Origin of the sequence: Streptomyces spiralis (assembly GCF_014654675.1) — a bacterium.
Lineage (GTDB): Bacteria > Actinomycetota > Actinomycetes > Streptomycetales > Streptomycetaceae > Streptomyces > Streptomyces spiralis.
Map to the genome: position 1 here is coordinate 203,000 of NZ_BNBC01000001.1, position 19,930 is coordinate 222,929.

Below are 19,930 nucleotides of genomic sequence, written 5' to 3' on the forward strand. Positions count from 1 at the left end.
TGAGAGAGACGGCCCCGACATGACCGATGCCGCCCCGGAGGGCGGCATCGGCAAGGGGGCTGACGGTGGATCAGGCGGCGGAGCCGGCCTTCCACTGCGCCCAGCTCATGTTCCAGCCGTTGAGGCCGTTGTCCGGGGAGACCGTCTTGTCGCCGGTGTTCTGCACGACCACGACGTCACCGATCAGCGAGTGGTTGTAGAACCACGCGGCCGGCGTGCTGGCGTCGCCCGCGCCCTTCTTGTCCTGCAGGCCCACACACCCGTGGCTGGTGTTGACGTTGCCGAACACGGACGGCGCGCCCCAGTAGTTGCCGTGGATGAAGGTGCCGGACGTGGTCAGGCGCATGGCGTGCGGCACGTCCTTGATGTCGTACTCGCCCTTGCCGTCGTCGTCGGTGAAGCCCACCGTCGCGCCGTTCATCCGGGTCTGCTGGAACTTCTCGGAGATCACCATCTGGCCCTCGTACGTGGTGTGCTCGGGGGCGCCGGCGGAGATCGGGATGGTCTTGACGACCTTGCCGTCCTGCGTGACCTTCATCTGCTTGGTCTTCGCGTCGACGTAGGAGACCTGGTTGCGGCCGATGTGGAAGGTGACCGTCTTCTGCTGGACGCCGTAGACGCCCGGGGCACCCTGGACGCCGTCGAGGGCGAGCTTCAGCGTGACGGTGGAGTTCTCCTGCCAGTACTGCTCGGGGCGGCAGTCCATGCGCTGCGTGCCGAACCAGTGGCAGGCGACCTCCTGGCCGCTGGACGAGGTGACGGTGATGCCCTTCTGGACGGCCGCCTTGTCGGTGATCGCCTTGTCGAAGTTGATCGACACCGGCATGCCCACACCGACCGTGGTGCCGTTGTCCGGTGTGAAGGAGCCGATGAAGCTGTGCGCCGGGGCGACCGTGGTGAAGGAGGCGTTCTCGTGGGCGGCACGGCCCTTGGCGTCCGCGGCGGTCGCGGCGATCTTGTAGGTGGTGGCGCGGTCCAGCTGGGCGCTCGGCTTCCAGCTCAACTTGTCCGCGGATATCTGACCCGGGACGGCCTTGCCGTCGACCGTGGTCATGGTGACGTTCGTCAGCGTGCCCTTGGCGACCGTGACGACGGCGGAGTTGTTGATGGAGGCGTTGTCGGAGCCGTCCGCCGGGGTGATCTTGATCTGCGCTTCCGACGCCTGCTGCGCAGCTGCCTTGTCGGCCTTGGCCTGCGAGGTGTCGCCGCCGTTCTTGCCGGCCGCGTCGCCACTGCCGCCGCCGGAACAGGCCGAGAGCACCAGTACACCGCCGAGCAGTGCGGACGAGGCCAGCATGGCCCTGCGCCGCTTACTGTTCGTCATCAAACGCTTCTCCATCGTTGCGAATTCCCCAAGACCCCACGCGTCCCCCGTCACGATTCATCAACGCTACGACCGTTTCGTCCGGTTCCCCAGGCCGCACTGATGTGGGCCTTGCCACGTCCGCCGGGACGGTCGGGCGGGTGGGCGCCGAACGATGCGCGTGCCGATCGCCATCATCCTCGCCGGGCCCGGCGGGCGGCGAACCGGGGTGGCACCTGGCATGTCGTGCGGCCCGTGGTCGTCCGGGCGTTCGCCGCGGCCCCGCTGTCGCGTCTTCGCCGATCAGTACGAGCGGACCCGCCGATTCCGCCAGTTCACCACTGTGTTGTCCGTCACACTTCGCCGACGGCTCTCGCCAATCTCCGTTGAAGGACGCCTCGTCCGTATCGCCAGTCACGGACGGCCCATGGGTTCAAACCTCCCGTGACTTTCCCGTGACCCACCACTTTCACTAACATCAGCTCAGCCCACACGGCCAATTGACCAGCGCCACAAGGGGATCGATATTCCGTGTCATCCGCTCGCCGCACGTTGCTGACCGCCACCGCCGCGGGCACCCTGCTGGGCGCCCTGTGGTTCGTTCCCTCCGCGAACGCGACGGACGCGCAGGCCAGAGCGGTGACCTCGGCGGAGTCGACGGCACATGTCACGGAGCAGGGGCGGGCCGCCTCGACGTCCGTGGCGGCGCGGGCGATCACGGCGTCCGGCTCGCAGGCCGGCACCCGGGCGGGTTCCGCGTCGTCGGACGGGACCGAACTCGCCGACACGGGAAGCGTCGACACCACTCCCTACGTCGTCGGCGGCACACTCTTCCTCGCCGTCGGTGCCGGCTTCGTCGTGTACTCGGTGCGCCGGGAACGCCTCGGCTTCTGACGTTCCCGGCGCCTGCGCGGCTGCCGCCGGGGCGAGCCGCGCCGTCCGATGCCGGCCGCGCCGGCCGATCCGGGGCCCGGCCTACTGAAGCGGGCCGGTGACGGTCTCCGCCGCGGCGACCAGGCGGCCGTCGCGCACGAAGGCGTCGGCGGCGGCGAGGTCGGGGGCCAGGAAGCGGTCCGGGCCGGGACCGCCCACGCCCGCCTCCCGGGCGGCGTCGATCACCGCCCGGCTCGCGGGAGCCGGGGTCAGGCCCTCGCGCAGCTCGACGGCGCGTGCGGCGGCGTACAGCTCGATGGCGATGATCCGGGTCAGGTTGTCGACGGCCGTGCGCAGCTTGCGCGCCGCCGACCAGCCCATGGAGACGTGGTCCTCCTGCATGGCGGAGGACGGGATGGAGTCCGCGGACGCCGGTACGGCCAGCCGCTTCATCTCGCTGACCAGCGCGGCCTGCGTGTACTGGGCGATCATCAGGCCGGAGTCCACACCGGCGTCGTCGGCGAGGAACGGCGGCAGGCCGTGGCTGCGGTTCTTGTCGAGCAGCCGGTCGGTGCGGCGCTCGGCGATGGAGCCGAGGTCGGCGGCGGCGATGGCGAGGAAGTCCAGGACGTAGGCGACCGGAGCGCCGTGGAAGTTGCCGTTGGACTCCACGCGGCCGTCGGGCAGCACGACCGGGTTGTCGACGGCGGAGGCGAGCTCGCGGTCGGCGACCAGGCGGGCGTGCGCGAGGGTGTCCCGGCCGGCGCCGGCGACCTGCGGGGCGCAGCGCACCGAGTAGGCGTCCTGGACGCGCGGGGCGTCGTCCTGGTGGTGGCCGGTGAGGCCCGAACCCTTCAGTACGGCCAGCATGTTGGCCGCGCTGGCGCCCTGCCCGGGGTGCGGGCGGATGGCGTGCAGCTCGGGGGCGAGGACCTTGTCCGTGCCGAGGAGCCCCTCCAGCGACAGGGCGGCGGTGATGTCGGCGGACTTGTAGAGGGTGTCGAGGTCGGCGAGGGCCATGATCAGCATGCCGAGCATGCCGTCGGTGCCGTTGAGCAGGGCCAGGCCCTCCTTCTCGCGCAGCTCGACGGGCTGGATGCCGTGCTCGGCGAGGAGCTCGGCCGCCGGGCGGACGGTCCCGTCCGGGCCCTCGGCGTCGCCCTCGCCCATGAGCGTGAGGGCGCAGTGGGAGAGCGGGGCCAGGTCGCCGGAGCAGCCGAGCGAGCCGTACTCGTGCACGACCGGGGTGATCCCGGCGTTGAGGACGTCGGCCATGGTCTGCGCGACCTCGGGTCGCACACCGGTGTGCCCGGAACAGACGGTCTTCAGGCGCAGGAACATCAGCGCCCGTACGACCTCGCGCTCCACCCTCGGGCCCATGCCGGCGGCGTGCGAGCGGACGATGTTGCGCTGCAGCCGGGTGCGCAGCTCCTGGCTGATGTGCCGGGTCGCCAGGGCGCCGAAGCCCGTGCTGACGCCGTAGACGGGGTCGGGCTTGGCCGCCAGCGCTTCCACGACCTCCCGGGCCGCCGCGAGGGCCGCCACCGCCTCCCCGGAGAGCTCGACCCGGGCGCCGCCGCGTGCCACGGCGAGAACGTCGGACGCGGTGACACCCGACGTCCCCACCACCACAGTGTGCATATCCATATTCAGGAGCGTACGCAGTGAATGCGGAGATGTCACTAGTGGGTGCCGGGTGCACCCCTTACCACGCGGGTGACCCCCGCCACGGGCCCGTACGCGCGCACCGCGTCACGGCCGGCGGCCGCGGAAGCGACGCCGCTCGCCCGCGCCCCGGGGCTCGGGAGTGGGCTCGTCGGCGAGGCGGACCACCGGATCCTCCGGCCCCTCCCGGCCGGCGACCACCGGCCGGTCGGCGCGCAGCGCCTTCGCCCGGTACTGCGCGGCGTCGGCGAGCCGGAACAGCCGCCGGGCCGACCGCACCGGCCCGATCGCGTCCTCGGTCGAGGCCACCCCGCAGGCGACGCCCTCCCCCAGCTCCAGCTCGGCGGCGCGCCGGCACAGCTCGTCGGCCGCCTTGACCACCTCGTCGGCGGGCGAGCCGATCGAGAGCAGGCAGAACTCGTCCCCGCCGAGGCGGGCCGCGAGGGCACCGGGCACCATCGCACCGCACAGCGACAGCACGGACCCGAACCGCTCCAGCAGCCGGTCGCCGACGGCGTGACCGAGGGTGTCGTTGACCCGCTTGAGGCCGTTGAGGTCGCAGACGACGAGACTGACGACGGTCCCGTCCGCGCGATGCCGCTCGATCGCCTCCTCCAGTTTCACGTCGACAGCCCGGCGGTTGGCGAGCCCGGTGAGCGCGTCGGTGAAGGCCAGCCTGCGGGCCTCCTCCAGCCGCTCGGTCTGCGCCAGGCCCGCGGCCACCACGGCGGCCAGGACGGTGGCGAAGTCGGCGTCGGCGCGGTCGAAGAAGGGGTCGCCGGACGAGCGGGCGACATACAGCTCGCCCCAGGCGCGTCCGTGCTGCACGATCGGCGCGACCACGCAGCAGCCGCGCCCGCGCCGCCGCAGGGCCGCGACCCGCTGGTGGCAGTAGCCCGGGCGGCCGGCCGCGGGCCCCTCGGCGGTCTCCACCCAGGCGTCCGGCTCACCGCCCGCGGCCCACCGCTCGTGCAGGAACTCGGTGATCTCCGGGAACTGGTGCACGGGGTAGGTCTCGTCCTCGGGGAACTCCTCCTCCTCGGGCGCGCGGTCCCCCACGTTCACCAGGACCCGCAGCCGGCCGCGCTCGCGCTCCCACACCGACAGCGCGGCGAAGCTTCCCTCCAGCGCCCGGCAGGCGCCGAGCGCCGCCGCCCGCCACGACTCACGCGGAGTGTGCGCCGCGGCCATCCCCTGCGCCAACGCCACGACGGCGGCCAGCCGTCTGTTCTCGCCCATTCCCCCAGGCTAGGGATGTTTTGCACAATCCGGGACATTGATGCGCCTGTCGGTGGGCCGCACCGTCTGCCCCGCTCAAGAACGGACACGCCGTACCCACTCAGGAAACGGACATACCGTGCCCGCCCAAGAACGGACGCGCCGCGGTCACTCCCCCGGCCAGCGCGGGACGCGCTTCTCGTTGAAGGCGGCGACGCCCTCCGCCCGGTCCGCCGAGAACGCCACCGAACGCCAGGCCGCGTCCTCCACCTCCAGGCCGGTCCGCAGATCCAGCCCGTGCCCGAGGCGCAGGGCACGCTTGGCCGCGCGCAGGCCGACCGGCGAGTTCGCGGCCATCCGGGAGGCCAGCTCCAGGGCCTCCGCCCGATCGCGGCCCTCGTCGACCAGTTGGTCCACGAGCCCCAGCTCGTGCGCCTCGGAGGCCTCCAGGCGCCGCGCGGTGAAGATCAGCTCGGCCGCCCGCGCGGCACCCACCCGCCGCGGCAGCAGCTGCGTACCGCCGCCGCCCGGGATCACCCCGACGGACACCTCCGGCAGCCCCACCACGGCCGTACGGTCGGCCACGATCACATCGCAGGAGAGCGCCAGCTCGAACCCACCGCCGAGCGCGAAACCGTGCACCGCGGCGATCGTCGGCATCGGCAGCTCCAGTACGCCGGTGTACGCCCCGCGCGCGACCGGCCGCTGCTTCATCAGGTCCGCGTCGCTGAAGGAGTTCCGCTCCTTCAGGTCGGCCCCGACGCAGAACGCCCGCTCGTGCGACGAGGACACGACGACGACGCGCGCGTCACGGTCGGCGGCGAGCGCGGCGCACGCCCCGGCGATCGAGCGGGCCATGCCCGTCGACACGGCGTTCATGGCCTTGGGCCGGTCGAGGACGAGCTCCGCGACGTACTCGTGCCGCCGCACCAGCACGAACTCCCCGAACCGCTCCTCGCTCATGACACCCTCCGGGTTAACGCAGGTTAACAACGTACGCCCCGATCATGGCAGCCGCGCCCCCGGAGGGAAAGGGGCCGCCTGTCGAGCACCGACCCCCCGTTCGAGTGACATCCCGCCCAACTCCCGCGAACTCCGCGCGCCACCGCATAACGTGCGTGCGCCAGGGCGCACAGGGGGCGCGCACCGGGAGGACGGCGATGACGAAGGACACGACCTCGGTTCAGCAGGACGACACCGGCATACGTGCGACCTCGGCTCGGCAGGGCGGAGACGGCGCGCGGGGCACGGGTGCTCGCCCACAGGACACCACCAGCCCACAGGCCACCACCGGCCCGGAAGACGTCGCCGGCCCGCACGGCGGCACCGGCTCGCACGGCGGCACCGGCTCGCCGGACCCGTCGCCCGGCCCGCGCCTTCGCGGGCGGCACCGCCGGCCCCGGCCCCGGAAGGTGCTGCTCGCCGCGGGCGGGCTCGCGCTGGCCGCCGGTGCGCTGAGCCTCGTACGGCTGGCGCCCGAGTACGCGGGCGGCGGTCCGGGCGTGGCCGAGCCCCACGCGGACGCCCGCGCGGGCGACGACACCGGGCGGTCGGCCGATGTCTCGGCCACCGTCGGCGCCGGCCCGGCGGCGCTGCCCTCGGCGACCGTGCCCATGGGCGGCACGGGCAACACGGCGGACCCGGAGGCGAGCCGCGCGGCGTCCCCGTCCGTGGCCGCCGCCGCCCCGCCCTCGGCCCTCCCGGACACCACGGCCGGCACCACGCCCGCGCCGGACACCGTGCCCACGGCCATCCCCGAGGACCCGAACCCGCCGGAGCCCGCGAACCCGCCGGCCCGGCAGACCCCCACCGGCCACTCCCAGCAGCCCGCCACCACACGCCCCGCACCGCGGCCCACGCCCGCCCCGAGCCACAGCTCGCACGCCCCGGAGACCCCGCCGCCCTCGTCCGGAGGCGCAGGCCTGTGCCTCCCGATCGTCGGACTGTGCGTCGGGATCGGTTGATCACCGGTGAACCGGGCGACGAGGCGGACAGACGGCGGACCGAACGGTCGCCCAAGCGGTGGACCGGGGGGTGAAGCGGACCGCAAATCCGGCGGAGGTCAGGGGCGGCGGTCAGGTCGTCCGCTCGTCCCGGCGGGTGAGCAGCCAGGGTTCGACCACGCCCAGTCCGCGCACCGGGCGCTGCCACATCGGCTGGAGGGCGAAGCGGTACGTCGGCGGCTCCTCGCCCTCCTTCTCCGCGGCGGCCGCGGCCTCGGCCGCCTCCGCCTCGGACGCCGGGGCTTCACCCGAACGGATCAGGTCCTCGGCGAAGGCGCTGTCGACGAGCACGGCGTCGCGCGGGGCTATCGAGGTCAGGCGGGAGGCGAGGTTGACGGTCGTACCGAAGACATCGCCCATACGGGTGGTCACCGTGCCGAACGCCATGCCCACCCGCAGCTCGGGCATCGTCTCGTCGTTCTCCATCGTCTCGACCAGCCGCAGGGCGATGTCCGCGGCCGTACCGGCGTCGTCGGCCACGTACAGCACCTCGTCGCCGAGCGTCTTGATCAGCCGCCCGCCGCGCGCCGCCACCAGGTCGGCGGCCGTCGTCTCGAAGGCCTCGACCAGCTCGCCGAGCTCCTCCTCCTCCATCCGGCGGGTCAGCCGGGTGAAGCCGACCAGGTCGGCGAAGGCCACGGCCAGCCGGCGGTCGACCATCTCCTCGTCGTCGGCGGCCTGCACCACCCGCCCCGCCGAGGCGGCGAGCTGACGGCGCCAGACGTAGACCAGGAACTCCTCCAGCTCGGGCAGGAGCAGCTCCACGATCGGGTACGTGACCTCGGTGCGCGTCATGCCCGGCTCGGGCGGCTCGGTCAGCCCCTCCAGGAAGGAGTCCATCTGCCATTCGGCCAACCGGGCGGTGGTCTGCCCGGTGGACCGCGCCACCTGCACGGCCATGGCCTCGCTGAGCAGCCCCGCCTCCACCAGACCGGCGAGACGGCGCAGGGCCAGCACGTCGGCCTCCGTCAGCGCCTTGGCCTGGCCGATGTCGGCGAAGCCCATGGCCCGCCAGAAGCGGGAGGCCAGCTCCATCGAGACGCCGGCGCTGCGGGCCGCCTGGAAGGGGGTGTAGCGCCGCTCCGCGCCCAGGATGAGATGTTCGAGACGCAGCGCGAGCGGGTCCTCGCCGGAGTCGGCGGCGTGGGGGTCCACCCGGCCGTCCGCGTCCGTGCCGGAGCCCGAGTCGTCGACGGTCACGCCTGCTGCCCTTCCGATCTGCCACGGTCAGGTTCGACCGGCCTCAACTCTACGGCAGGTGTGCGCCAGCTCACTCGGTCAGGTCGGGCCGTGGGGTGACCTGACCGGCGATTACTCGGCGAGCGCACACCCGCGTACCCGTGCACGGCCGTACGTACCCCTACGCGCCCGTACACGGTGAGGGCATCCGCTCCCCGCACAGCCACCCGACCCCACGTTCACGCGGGCCGCAAGTGCACGATGTCCCCCGCCCCGACCGGCTCCTGCACCCCGTCCTCGGTCGCCAGGACCAGACGGCCGTCGCCGTCCAGCGCGACCGCCTCGCCCACGAGCGACCGCTCGCCCGGCAGTTCGGCACGCACCCGGCGCCCCAGGGTCGCGCAGCCCGCCGCGTACGTCTCCTGAAGGCCGCTGCCGACGGGGTCGCCGCCGGCGTCCCGCCACCGCCCGTACCAGTCCTCCAGCGAGCGCAGGACACCGCGCAGCAGCGTGTCGCGGTCCGTGCTCACCGCCTTGGCCAGGGCCAGCGAACCGGCCTGCGGGACGGGCAGTTCGTCCGCCCGGAGCGTGACGTTGACGCCGACGCCGATGACCACGCCGCCCTCCCCGGCCCGCTCCGCCAGGATGCCGCCGGCCTTGCGCTCCTCGCCGCCGACCGTCACGAGCAGGTCGTTCGGCCACTTCAGCGCCATGTCCACCCCGGCGGCCCGGGCCAGCCCGGTGGCCACCGCGACACCGGTGAGCAGCGGCAGCCAGCCCCAGCGGGCGACCGGCACGTCGGTGGGCCTGAGCAGCACGGAGAAGAAGAGGCCGGAACGGGCCGGCGCGGTCCACCTGCGGTCCAGACGGCCCCGGCCGGCGGTCTGCTCCTCGGCGACCAGCACGGCGCCCTCGCCCGTCTTGCCCGCCTCGGCGCGGGCCACCAGGTCGGCGTTGGTGGAACCGGTGCGCTGCACCACGTCGACCTCGGACCACAGGCCACCCTCGCGGACCAGTCCGCGCCGCAGCGCGGTGGCGTTCAGGGGCGGGCGGTCGAGGTCGGACCAGCGGCCGCCTCCCGCGGAGCCGCCGGAGCTCTCCGGCTCCTCGGAGTTCTCGGAGTTCTCGGGGCTGTTGTCTGCTGCATCTCGCGGCGTCATGCAAGCCACCCTAGGTGTGGCAAACACCGCACTGCCGAACCGTGGGGGTGACACTACGCTACGGATGAGTAACCGTCCCCCCTTTTGAGCAGGCAGGGAGCCGTATCCCGATGTCCGAGCCGGAAGAGCGTCACGAGATCCAAGGGATCGACATCCACACGACCGCGGGCAAGCTCGCGGATCTTCAGCGCCGCATCGAGGAAGCGACGCACGCCGGTTCGGAACGCGCCGTGGAGAAGCAGCACGCCAAGGGCAAGCTGACCGCCCGTGAGCGCATCGCGCTCCTGCTGGACGAGGACTCCTTCGTCGAGCTCGACGAGTTCACCCGGCACCGCTCCACCAACTTCGGCCTGGAGAAGACGCGCCCCTACGGCGACGGCGTCGTCACCGGCTACGGCACGGTCGACGGCCGCCCCGTCGCCGTCTTCTCCCAGGACTTCACCGTCTTCGGCGGCGCGCTGGGCGAGGTCTACGGCCAGAAGATCGCCAAGGTGATGGACTTCGCCCTGAAGACCGGCTGCCCCGTGATCGGCATCAACGACTCCGGCGGCGCCCGCATCCAGGAAGGCGTGGCCTCGCTGGGCGCCTACGGCGAGATCTTCCGCCGCAACACCCACGCCTCCGGCGTCATCCCCCAGATCTCCCTGGTCGTCGGCCCCTGCGCGGGCGGCGCGGTCTACTCCCCCGCCATCACCGACTTCACCGTCATGGTCGACCAGACCAGCCACATGTTCATCACCGGACCCGACGTCATCAAGACCGTCACCGGCGAGGACGTCGGCTTCGAGGAACTGGGCGGCGCCCGCACCCACAACTCCGCCTCCGGCGTGGCCCACCACATGGCCGGCGACGAGAAGGACGCCATCGACTACGTCAAGCAGCTGCTGTCCTACCTGCCCTCCAACAACCTCTCCGAGCCCCCCGTCTTCCCCGAGGAGGCGGACCTGACCATCACGGACGAGGACCTGGAGCTGGACAGCCTGGTGCCGGACTCGGCGAACCAGCCCTACGACATGCACTCGGTGATCGAACACATCCTCGACGACGCCGAGTTCTTCGAGACCCAGCCGCTGTTCGCCCCGAACATCCTCACCGGCTTCGGCCGGGTGGAGGGCCACCCGGTCGGCATCGTCGCCAACCAGCCGATGCAGTTCGCCGGCTGCCTGGACATCGACGCATCCGAGAAGGCCGCCCGGTTCGTGCGCACCTGCGACGCCTTCAACGTCCCCGTGCTCACCTTCGTGGACGTGCCCGGCTTCCTGCCCGGCGTGGACCAGGAACACGACGGCATCATCCGCCGCGGCGCCAAACTGATCTTCGCCTACGCCGAGGCCACCGTCCCGCTGATCACCGTGATCACCCGCAAGGCCTTCGGCGGCGCCTACGACGTCATGGGCTCCAAGCACCTGGGCGCCGACCTCAACCTGGCCTGGCCCACCGCCCAGATCGCCGTCATGGGCGCCCAGGGCGCCGTCAACATCTTGCACCGCCGCACCATCGCCGAAGCCGGCGACGACGCGGACGCCACCCGCGCCCGCCTCATCCAGGAGTACGAGGACACCCTCCTCAACCCCTACATCGCCGCCGAGCACGGCTACATCGACGCCGTGGTCATGCCCTCCCACACCCGCTCCCACATCGTCCGCGGCCTGCGCCAGCTGCGCACCAAACGCGAGAGCCTGCCCCCCAAGAAGCACGGCAACATCCCCCTCTGAGCACCCCAGAACCCCAGGGACCCCACATGACGATCAAGGTCGTACGAGGCAACCCCACCCCCGAGGAGCTCGCCGCCGCCCTGGCGGTGGTCAGGGCGCGCGCCGCGGCGGCGGCCACCCCGCCGTCCGGCGCGCCCGGCCCGAGGGACTCCTGGGCCGACCCGTCCCGCATCGCCGCCCACCGTGTCCCGCGGCCGGGCCCGGCCTCCTGGGCGCGCACCTACTGGCCCGCCTGAGCCGTCCTCACCGCGCGGCGGGGTCCGGCCGACTTGAGTACGCGTACTCAGGCGCCGGACCCGCCCGCCGCCGCACCATCGGGGAATGCTGTGGTCCGACCCCGAGAACGAGCCGCCCAAGGAACTGCGCGACATGCAGGCGATGCTGCGTCGGCTGGGCGTTCTCATGGCATTGGCCATGGTGCTGGCCATGTTCGTGATCGGAGTGAGGTGAGCCCCGAGGCCCGCGTGGATACTCTGACCGCATGACTGACCAGCCGCGCCGCCGCCTCGTACTCGCCTCGAAGTCCCCCGCCCGGCTCGGGCTGCTCCGGCAGGCCGGGATGGATCCCGAGGTGATCGTCAGTGGGGTCGACGAGGACGCGATCACCGCCCCCACCCCCGCCGAGCTGGCGCTGGCGCTGGCCGAGGCGAAGGCCTCCGTGGTGGCGGCGAAGCCGGAGATCCGGGGCGCCCTGGTGATCGGCTGCGACTCGGTGCTCGATCTGGACGGCCAGGCGCTCGGCAAGCCCGCCGACGCCGAGGAGGCGACGGCCCGCTGGAAGGCGATGCGCGGACGGGCCGGGACCCTCCAGACCGGGCACAGCATCTGGGACACGGCCGGCGGACGGCACGTCTCGGCGGTCGCGTCCACGGTGGTGCACTTCGGGGAGCCGACGGACGAGGAGATCGCCGCGTACGTCGCCTCGGGCGAGCCGCTCTACGTCGCCGGCGCCTTCACCCTGGACGGCCGGTCGGCCCCCTTCATCGACCGCATCGACGGCGACCACGGCAACGTCATCGGCATCAGCCTGCCCCTGGTGCGCCGGCTGCTGGCCGATCTGGGCGTCTCGATCACCGAGTTGTGGTCGCCGGCCGACGGCGACTGACGGCGCTCAGGAGGCGCTGGGTTCCCCCGGAGGGGCCACCGGCGGGACGGGAGCGGGCGTGCCGCTCTTCGGGGCGCCCTCGGGGCCGCCGAGCCCGTCGGCGGGCGCACCCTCCTCGCGGTCGTACGTCATCAGCAGCAGCACGATGAGCGCGAGCACGACGACCATGAACAGGAACGCCGTCCAGCCCATCGGCCCCCACGCGAAGGCGCCCAGCAGCCCGTGCACCACGGCCGCGCTGATCAGCAGGATGCGGCCGACGCCGGCCGGACGGCGGTCCCGCACCGCGACGAGCAGCGCGGCGAGGCCGCACAGGGCGAAGTAGAGACCGAAGACCACCCCGGCGACCTTCGACGAGGTGGACATCACGTCCGGGTCCAGGCCGGCGAGGGACATCTTCTGCCGGTCGACGACCACCCCGAGGAACCAGTTCACCGCCGCGAAACCGAGCGCCTCGACGAAGAGCACGACCGCCACGATCCACGCCACCGGTCTGCGCACCACCGGTCCCACCCACTTTCGCCTGCCGCTCCACCACGGAGCCCTGTTACCGCGAGTACTGTCCGGACATCGCGAACGCTACTAACGGGTAAACGCAGGGACAAGGGTCGTGCAGGGGTCGCGCAAGGGCCGGTCGGGTGGCAAAGAATCATTGGGCCATTCGTAGGGACTCCACAAAGAAACCAAGTGGGCCGCAGCACGCTCTCACAGAGACCTTGACCACATCAGAGGGCTAGGGTTTCCGGGAGGAACCCTGCGTACCAAGGTCCGACAAGGGGTTTCGCAGGTCGAGCGCGCCTCGAATCACGCTCCGTGTGGGCAAGCTCACCATTGGGGACGGGTCGAAGTGCCGTGTCGGCAGTCCCTAAACTCGGCTTGTTTCAAGGAGGGAGCCTCAATCGTGCGCAAGGTGCTCATCGCCAACCGTGGCGAAATCGCTGTCCGCGTGGCCCGGGCCTGCCGGGACGCCGGGATCGCGAGCGTGGCCGTCTACGCCGACCCCGACCGGGACGCTCTGCATGTCCGCGCCGCGGATGAGGCGTTCGCCCTGGGCGGTGACACCCCCGCCACCAGCTACCTGGACATCGACAAGGTGCTGAAGGCCGCCAAGGAGTCCGGCGCCGACGCCATCCACCCCGGCTACGGCTTCCTGTCCGAGAACGCCGACTTCGCCCAGGCCGTCCTGGACGCCGGCCTGAACTGGATCGGCCCCCCGCCGCAGGCCATCCGCGACCTCGGCGACAAGGTCGCCGCCCGCCACATCGCCCAGCGCGCCGGTGCCCCCCTGGTCGCCGGCACCCCCGACCCCGTCTCCGGCGCCGACGAAGTCGTCGACTTCGCCCGCGAGCACGGCCTGCCGATCGCCATCAAGGCCGCCTTCGGCGGTGGCGGCCGCGGCCTGAAGGTCGCCCGCACCCTCGAAGAAGTCCCCGAGCTTTACGACTCCGCCGTCCGCGAGGCCGTGGCGGCCTTCGGGCGCGGCGAGTGCTTCGTCGAGCGCTACCTCGACCGCCCCCGCCACGTGGAGACCCAGTGCCTGGCGGACAAGCACGGCAACGTGGTCGTCGTCTCCACCCGCGACTGCTCGCTCCAGCGCCGTCACCAGAAGCTGGTCGAGGAGGCCCCGGCGCCGTTCCTCTCCGAGGCACAGGTCGCCGAGCTCTACCGCGCCTCCAAGGCCATCCTGAAGGAGGCCGGCTACGAGGGCGCCGGCACCTGTGAGTTCCTCGTCGGCCAGGACGGCACCATCTCCTTCCTGGAGGTCAACACCCGCCTCCAGGTCGAACACCCGGTCACCGAAGAGGTCGCCGGCATCGACCTCGTCCGCGAGATGTTCCGCATCGCCGACGGCGAGGAACTCGGCTACGACGACCCGGTCCTGCGCGGACACTCGTTCGAGTTCCGCATCAACGGCGAGGACCCCGGCCGCAACTTCCTCCCCGCCCCCGGCACGGTCACGAAGTTCGCCGCGCCCTCCGGCCCGGGCGTGCGCCTGGACGCCGGCGTCGAGACCGGTAGCGTCATCGGCCCCGCCTGGGACTCCCTGCTCGCCAAGCTGATCGTGACGGGCCGCACCCGCAAGGAGGCCCTGGAGCGCGCCGCCCGCGCCCTGGACGAGTTCCAGGTCGAGGGCATGGCCACCGCCATCCCGTTCCACCGTGCGGTCGTACGGGACCCCGCCTTCGCCCCGGAACTCACCGGCTCCGACGACCCCTTCACGGTCCACACCCGCTGGATCGAGACGGAGTTCGTCAACGAGATCAAGCCCTTCACCGCCCCCGCCGACGCCGAGGCGGAGGAGGAGACGGGCCGCGAGACGGTCGTCGTCGAGGTCGGCGGCAAGCGCCTGGAGGTCTCCCTGCCCACCTCCCTGGGCATGTCCCTGGCCCGCACCGGCCTGGCCGCCGGCGCCAAGCCCAAGCGTCGCGCCGCGAAGAAGTCCGGCCCCGTCGCCTCCGGCGACACCCTCGCCTCCCCCATGCAGGGCACCATCGTCAAGGTCGCCGTCGAGGAGGGCCAGGAGGTCAAGGAAGGCGACCTGGTCGTCGTCCTGGAGGCCATGAAGATGGAGCAGCCCCTCAACGCGCACAAGGCCGGCACCATCAAGGGCCTGTCCGCCGAGGTCGGCGCCTCCATCACCTCCGGCGCCTCCATCTGCGACATCAAGGACTGACCCACCCCAGCCCCGTGAGGCGCCCGGCCACCCCGCCGGGCGCCTCACTGCTGCACGCCGGCAGGACTGGCCCCCCGAGGGCGGGCTGAAGCAAGGGGCCGGACGTCGGTCTTGAGGGGTGTGTGCGCAGGGTTTGTGCCACGTGGGGACAGGCAAAGCCGGGGGGCGCCACCGCAGGCCCGCGGCAACCCGCCCAGGCACCGCCAGCCCCCCAGCAGCTACGCCCCTTCAGGCCCCGCATCGCACGCCGCTCCGACGGCCCCGCCGGCCGCGCCCGGCGCCCACACCACGGCCAACCCGAAACTGCCCCGACCGCCCAGCACACCGGCCGCTCCCAGCCCCACGGCCCCGTGGCAACGGCCGCTCCCCTCCCGGCTGCCCGCGCACGGCCCGCCGTCCGCCCCGGCGGCCATCCGGCTGCTCTCACAGCCCTCAGCCCTGGCCGTCGGCCCGCCTCTCCTCGGTCCTCCGGCCCCCGGCCCGCCGGTCACGTCCCACGGCCCTCGCTCGCGGCCTCCTCGACCCTCGCGGCCGTGGCCGCCGGGCCTCCGGTCCGCGGCCGCGGCCTCACCGCCTTCGCAGATCCGCCACCCGGGCTGCTCGCTCTGCTCGGTCCGGGCCCGGTTGTTCGCCCGTCAGAGGGGTTGAGCGGAGGGTGGCGGTCGGGGTGCCGAGCTGACCGCGGCGGGGGCCGGGGACCGGGACGTCACGGCGGCGGTCGGTGCGGGACGGGGGGTGGTCGCCCACCGGGTTTCCCATCGCGCCGGCCACGGCGATCTGGACGCCCTGGTCCGCCAGGGCCTGGAGTTCGGTGGCCGCGCGGTCGTCGTGGACCGGAGGCTCGTCCGTCACCAGGCGGGTGATGAGGTCGGTCGGAACCGTCTGGAACATGGTGTCCGCGCCGAGTTTGGTGTGGTCGGCGAGGACCACGACCTCCGCGGCGGCCTGGACGAGGGCGCGGTCGACGGAGGCCGACAGCATGTTGGACGTGGACAGGCCCCGCTCGGCCGTCAGGCCGCTCCCGGAGAGGAAGGCCCGCGACACACGCAGGCCCTGGAGCGACTGCTCGGCTCCCGACCCGACGAGGGCGTAGTTGGAGCCGCGGAGGGTGCCGCCGGTCATCACGACCTCGACGCGGTTGGCGTGGGCCAGCGCCTGGGCCACCAGCAGGGAGTTGGTCACGACGGTCAGGCCGGGTACCCGGGCCAGACGGCGCGCCAGCTCCTGCGTGGTCGTACCCGCTCCGACCACGATGGCCTCGCCCTCTTCGACGAGGCCCGCGGCGAGGTCGGCGATGGCCGTCTTCTCGGCGGTCGCGAGATGCGACTTCTGCGGGAAGCCGGACTCGCGGGTGAACCCGCCCGGCAGTACCGCACCGCCGTGCCGGCGGTCGAGGAGTCCTTCTGCCTCCAGTGCGCGCACGTCCCGCCGTACGGTCACTTCGGAGGTCTGGACGACGCGGGCGAGCTCACGGAGCGACACGGCACCGTTTGCTCGCACCATTTCGAGGATCAGTTGGCGACGTTCAGCAGCGAACACGAAACTGACAGTAACCCCAGCGACCGTCTGCTTTCAGCAGTTTGCGCCGAATAACAGAAGTTGTTCGCACACCAGGGCAGGAAGTGGTATAGAGCCGCAACTCCCCGTGACCAGCGGGGAGTCGGATCCGGACGTCAGGCCTCGGCCGCCGTCTTGCGCGTGTGCAGCTGCCTGGCCACCTCGGCGATCGACCCCGAAAGCGAGGGGTACACGGTGAACGCCTTCGCGATCTGTTCGACCGTCAGATTGTTGTCGACGGCGATCGAGATGGGGTGGATGAGTTCCGAGGCGCGCGGCGCGACGACCACACCGCCGACCACGATGCCCGTGCCCGGACGGCAGAAGATCTTGACGAAGCCGTCCCGGATGCCCTGCATCTTGGCGCGTGGGTTGCGCAGCAGCGGCAGCTTCACGCAGCGGGCGTCGATCTTGCCGGCGTCCACGTCGGCCTGGCTGTAGCCGACGGTGGCGATCTCGGGGTCGGTGAAGACGTTGGCGGAGACCGTCTTGAGGTTCAGCGGGGCCACCGCGTCGCCGAGGAAGTGGTACATGGCGATACGTCCCTGCATCGCCGCCACGGAGGCCAGCGCGAGCACTCCGGTCACGTCACCGGCCGCGTACACGCCCGGAGCCGTCGTCCGCGAGACCTTGTCGGTCCAGATATGACCGGACTCGCGCAGCCTGACGCCCGCCTCCTCGAGCCCCATCCCGGCGGTGTTGGGGATGGCACCGACGGCCATCAGGCAGTGCGTGCCGGTGATGACCCGGCCGTCCGCCAGGGTCACCTCCACGCGATCGCCGACCCGCTTGGCCGCTGCGGCGCGCGAGCGGGACATGACGTTCATGCCGCGGCGCCGGAAGACGTCCTCCAGCACGGCCGCCGCGTCCGGGTCCTCACCCGGCAGCACCCGGTCCCGGGAGGACACCAGCGTGACCTTGGACCCCAGCGCCTGGTACGCCCCGGCGAACTCGGCGCCGGTGACACCGGAGCCGACCACGATGAGCTCCTCGGGCAGCTCGGTGAGGTCGTAGACCTGGGTCCAGGTGAGGATGCGCTCGCCGTCGGGCTGGGCGTCGGGCAGCTCGCGCGGGTGACCGCCGGTGGCGATGAGCACGGCGTCGGCGGTGAGCGTCTCCTCGCTCCCGTCCGCCGCGGTGACGACGACCTTGCGCGACCCGTCCAGGGCCTGCATGCCCTCCAGCCGCCCCCGCCCCCGCATGACCCGCGCGCCGGCCCGCGTCACGGACGCGGTGATGTCGTGCGACTGGGCGAGCGCCAGCCGCTTCACACGCCGGTTGACCTTGCCCAGGTCGACACCGACCACCCGGGCGGCCTGCTCCAGGGCCGGCGTGTCGTCGGCGACGATGATCCCCAGCTCCTCGTACGAGGAGTCGAAGGTGGTCATCACCTCGGCCGTAGCGATAAGGGTCTTCGACGGCACGCAGTCGGTCAGGACCGACGCCCCGCCCAGACCGTCGCAGTCGACGACGGTCACCTCCGCGCCGAGCTGCGCGGCGACCAGCGCCGCTTCGTATCCGCCGGGTCCGCCACCGATGATCACGATCCGAGTCACGTACTCCATTGTCCCGCACCGTTCAAGGTGGCACGTCCCGGGGGCCCAGCCGGACCCGTTCTGTTACCTATGGGACGGATGAGGCGACCTCCGGGACGCACCCGCGGCGCGGATGAGTCCCTCGCGTCCCTGCCGTACCCTTCGACCCATGTCGCTCTATGCCGCCTACGCCGGCAATCTCGACGCGCGGCTGATGTCCCGCCGCGCCCCGCACTCGCCGTTGCGCGCCACGGGCTGGCTGAACGGCTGGCGGCTGACCTTCGGTGGCGAGCACATGGGCTGGGAGGGGGCGCTGGCGACCCTCGTCGAGGACCCGATCTCCCAGGTCTTCGTGGCGCTCTACGACATCGCCCCGATGGACGAGGAGTCCCTCGACCGCTGGGAGGGCGTCGGCCTGGACGTCTACCGCCGTATGCGCGTGCGCGTCCACACGCTCGACGGCGAGGAGCGGGCCTGGGCCTACGTCCTCAACGCCTACGAGGGCGGCCTGCCCTCCGCCCGCTACCTGGGCGAGATCGCGGACGCCGCCGAGTCGGCGGGCGCACCCCACGACTACGTGATGGAGCTGCGCAAGCGCCCCTGCTGAGCCGGCCTCGCCCCATAAACTGAGTGCATCGACGCACCACCGGGAGAGCGCATGGCCCCCACGACCACGTACGAGGTCTTCTACACCGTGCAGGCCGCCGCCGCCCGCGACCGCCTCGACGACCGGCAGCGCATCGCGTTCGACAAGGGCATCGCCCTGCTGGCCCGCGACCCCTTCGTGGAGGTGTCCCGGCCCATAAGCTCCACCGGGGACGACCGCACGATCCGGCTCACCCAGAACATCCTCGTGGAGTACACGGTCAGCCGTGGGCGTCTCCTGGTCTTCATCGTCGAGGTGTTCAACGACAAGGACGTCCTCATCACGGATGTCTGAAGCCCCTGCCGACGCGCCTTCGTGGGAAACGACAAGACAACGATCCCATTCCCGTGAGCTCCCTCATCTACGCGCGTAGGCCAATTCGGGCTACCCTCGTCGCGTGAACGCATCTCTTCTTCCGGACGACATCCAGGGCGACCCCTATGCCGCCGCCGACGCCGCCGCCACCCGCCTGCGGGAACTCACGGGCGCGGAGACCCACGACGTCGCCCTCGTGATGGGCTCCGGCTGGGCACCGGCCGTCGACGCCCTGGGCGCCCCCGAGGCCGAGTTCCAGGTCACTGAGCTGCCCGGATTCCCGCCGCCGGCCGTCGAGGGCCACGGCGGCAAGATCCGCTCGTACACGATCGGCGACAAGCGCGCCCTGGTCTTCCTCGGCCGCACCCACTACTACGAGGGCCGCGGTGTGGCCGCCGTCGCCCACGGCGTCCGCACGGCCGTCGCCGCCGGCTGCAAGACGATCGTGCTGACCAACGGCTGCGGCGGTCTGCGCGAAGGCATGCGTCCCGGCCAGCCGGTCCTGATCAGCGACCACATCAACCTGACCGCCACCTCCCCGATCGTCGGCGCCAACTTCGTCGACCTGACCGACCTCTACTCCCCCCGCCTGCGCGCGCTGTGCAAGGAGGTCGACCCCACCCTGGAGGAGGGCGTCTACGCCCAGTTCCCCGGCCCGCACTACGAGACGCCGGCCGAGATCCGCATGGCCCGCGTGATCGGCGCGGACCTGGTGGGCATGTCGACGGTCCTGGAGGCGATCGCCGCCCGCGAGGCCGGCGCCGAGGTCCTCGGCATCTCCCTGGTGACCAACCTCGCGGCCGGCATGACCGGCGAGCCCCTCAACCACGAGGAGGTCCTCCAGGCAGGCCGCGACTCCGCCACCCGCATGGGCTCCCTGCTGGCCCAGGTCCTGGACCGCCTGTAGTACGGCACGCAGGCCGGCGGAGACGCAGCGACACCCCGCCGGCACCTCCACGGCGGGAAAGCCGCAAGCGGACGG

Annotated in this window: 19 protein-coding genes; 10 read left to right on the top strand and 9 right to left on the bottom strand. The window is 72.3% G+C overall.

The features are described from left to right. Positions 1 to 70: 70 nt before the first annotated feature. Entirely contained in the window at positions 71 to 1,324 is a 1,254-nt protein-coding gene (locus tag IE318_RS00935; protein ID WP_030165662.1) for a L,D-transpeptidase, read from the bottom strand. A 510-nt stretch (positions 1,325 to 1,834) separates the two neighbouring features. Here IE318_RS00935 and IE318_RS00940 point away from each other — a divergent pair. Next, complete coding sequence (locus IE318_RS00940) at positions 1,835 to 2,197, top strand: hypothetical protein (protein WP_189895593.1); 363 nt, start codon at positions 1,835 to 1,837, stop codon at positions 2,195 to 2,197. A gap of 81 nt (positions 2,198 to 2,278) precedes the next feature. On the opposite strand, the gene hutH is transcribed toward IE318_RS00940, so the two are convergent. The 3 genes from hutH to IE318_RS00955 form a co-directional block, all read right to left on the bottom strand. Then, complete coding sequence (gene hutH / locus IE318_RS00945) at positions 2,279 to 3,817, bottom strand: histidine ammonia-lyase (protein WP_030165660.1); 1,539 nt, start codon at positions 3,815 to 3,817, stop codon at positions 2,279 to 2,281. A 111-nt stretch (positions 3,818 to 3,928) separates the two neighbouring features. Continuing rightward, on the bottom strand, positions 3,929 to 5,080 hold the full coding sequence (locus IE318_RS00950) for a GGDEF domain-containing protein (protein ID WP_030165659.1): 1,152 nt from the start codon (positions 5,078 to 5,080) through the stop codon (positions 3,929 to 3,931). Between the two features lie 147 nt (positions 5,081 to 5,227). Then, the gene (locus IE318_RS00955; RefSeq protein ID WP_189895594.1) at positions 5,228 to 6,022 is read right to left on the bottom strand and encodes an enoyl-CoA hydratase/isomerase family protein; all 795 of its coding nucleotides are present in this window, start codon (positions 6,020 to 6,022) and stop codon (positions 5,228 to 5,230) included. Positions 6,023 to 6,219: 197 nt separating this feature from the next. Between IE318_RS00955 and IE318_RS00960 the strand changes: the two genes are divergently transcribed. Next, complete coding sequence (locus IE318_RS00960) at positions 6,220 to 7,023, top strand: hypothetical protein (RefSeq protein ID WP_229903266.1); 804 nt, start codon at positions 6,220 to 6,222, stop codon at positions 7,021 to 7,023. Positions 7,024 to 7,134: 111 nt separating this feature from the next. Here IE318_RS00960 and IE318_RS00965 read toward each other — a convergent pair whose 3' ends face one another. Together IE318_RS00965 and IE318_RS00970 are read right to left on the bottom strand one after the other, a co-directional pair. Next, positions 7,135 to 8,262, bottom strand: coding sequence for an adenylate/guanylate cyclase domain-containing protein (locus IE318_RS00965; protein WP_189895595.1), 1,128 nt, complete (start codon positions 8,260 to 8,262; stop codon positions 7,135 to 7,137). 218 nt (positions 8,263 to 8,480) lie between these two features. After that, the gene (locus tag IE318_RS00970) at positions 8,481 to 9,401 is read right to left on the bottom strand and encodes a biotin--[acetyl-CoA-carboxylase] ligase (protein ID WP_189895596.1); all 921 of its coding nucleotides are present in this window, start codon (positions 9,399 to 9,401) and stop codon (positions 8,481 to 8,483) included. Positions 9,402 to 9,511: 110 nt separating this feature from the next. Between IE318_RS00970 and IE318_RS00975 the strand changes: the two genes are divergently transcribed. From IE318_RS00975 to IE318_RS00985, 4 genes are all read left to right on the top strand, one after another. Next, positions 9,512 to 11,116, top strand: a complete 1,605-nt coding sequence (locus IE318_RS00975) for an acyl-CoA carboxylase subunit beta (protein ID WP_189895597.1) — start codon at positions 9,512 to 9,514, stop codon at positions 11,114 to 11,116. A gap of 26 nt (positions 11,117 to 11,142) precedes the next feature. Continuing rightward, on the top strand, positions 11,143 to 11,352 hold the full coding sequence (locus IE318_RS00980; RefSeq protein ID WP_030165650.1) for an acyl-CoA carboxylase epsilon subunit: 210 nt from the start codon (positions 11,143 to 11,145) through the stop codon (positions 11,350 to 11,352). An 85-nt stretch (positions 11,353 to 11,437) separates the two neighbouring features. Next, a complete protein-coding gene (mmpB, locus tag IE318_RS46080; protein WP_086731389.1) occupies positions 11,438 to 11,566 on the top strand; it encodes a morphogenic membrane protein MmpB in 129 nt (42 codons plus the stop codon). A gap of 31 nt (positions 11,567 to 11,597) precedes the next feature. Beyond that, complete coding sequence (locus IE318_RS00985; protein ID WP_189895598.1) at positions 11,598 to 12,221, top strand: Maf family protein; 624 nt, start codon at positions 11,598 to 11,600, stop codon at positions 12,219 to 12,221. A gap of 6 nt (positions 12,222 to 12,227) precedes the next feature. Here the strand turns inward: IE318_RS00985 and IE318_RS00990 are convergent, their stop codons facing one another. Further along, the gene (locus IE318_RS00990) at positions 12,228 to 12,734 is read right to left on the bottom strand and encodes a hypothetical protein (protein ID WP_189895599.1); all 507 of its coding nucleotides are present in this window, start codon (positions 12,732 to 12,734) and stop codon (positions 12,228 to 12,230) included. A gap of 388 nt (positions 12,735 to 13,122) precedes the next feature. Here IE318_RS00990 and IE318_RS00995 point away from each other — a divergent pair, with 388 nt between their 5' ends. Then, positions 13,123 to 14,895 carry an acetyl/propionyl/methylcrotonyl-CoA carboxylase subunit alpha gene (locus IE318_RS00995; protein ID WP_189895600.1) on the top strand — a complete coding sequence of 591 codons (1,773 nt, stop codon included), beginning with the start codon at positions 13,123 to 13,125 and terminating at the stop codon, positions 14,893 to 14,895. Between the two features lie 567 nt (positions 14,896 to 15,462). Here IE318_RS00995 and IE318_RS01000 read toward each other — a convergent pair. Both IE318_RS01000 and IE318_RS01005 read right to left on the bottom strand, forming a co-directional pair. Beyond that, a complete protein-coding gene (locus IE318_RS01000) occupies positions 15,463 to 16,398 on the bottom strand; it encodes a DeoR/GlpR family DNA-binding transcription regulator (protein ID WP_229903292.1) in 936 nt (311 codons plus the stop codon). 170 nt (positions 16,399 to 16,568) lie between these two features. Continuing rightward, entirely contained in the window at positions 16,569 to 18,017 is a 1,449-nt protein-coding gene (locus IE318_RS01005; RefSeq protein WP_189895602.1) for an NAD(P)H-quinone dehydrogenase, read from the bottom strand. 139 nt (positions 18,018 to 18,156) lie between these two features. On the opposite strand from IE318_RS01005, the gene IE318_RS01010 reads away from it, so the two are divergent. The 3 genes from IE318_RS01010 to IE318_RS01020 all read left to right on the top strand — a co-directional run bounded on the left by IE318_RS01010 (position 18,157) and on the right by IE318_RS01020 (position 19,855). Beyond that, positions 18,157 to 18,594: a gamma-glutamylcyclotransferase family protein gene (locus tag IE318_RS01010; RefSeq protein WP_189895603.1), complete on the top strand. Its 438-nt coding sequence runs from the start codon at positions 18,157 to 18,159 to the stop codon at positions 18,592 to 18,594. Positions 18,595 to 18,645: 51 nt separating this feature from the next. Further along, the gene (locus IE318_RS01015) at positions 18,646 to 18,927 is read left to right on the top strand and encodes a type II toxin-antitoxin system RelE family toxin (protein WP_189895604.1); all 282 of its coding nucleotides are present in this window, start codon (positions 18,646 to 18,648) and stop codon (positions 18,925 to 18,927) included. 103 nt (positions 18,928 to 19,030) lie between these two features. After that, positions 19,031 to 19,855 (top strand): purine-nucleoside phosphorylase, encoded by an 825-nt coding sequence (locus IE318_RS01020; RefSeq protein ID WP_030165638.1) that lies wholly within the window; start codon positions 19,031 to 19,033, stop codon positions 19,853 to 19,855. Positions 19,856 to 19,930: the final 75 nt, after the last annotated feature.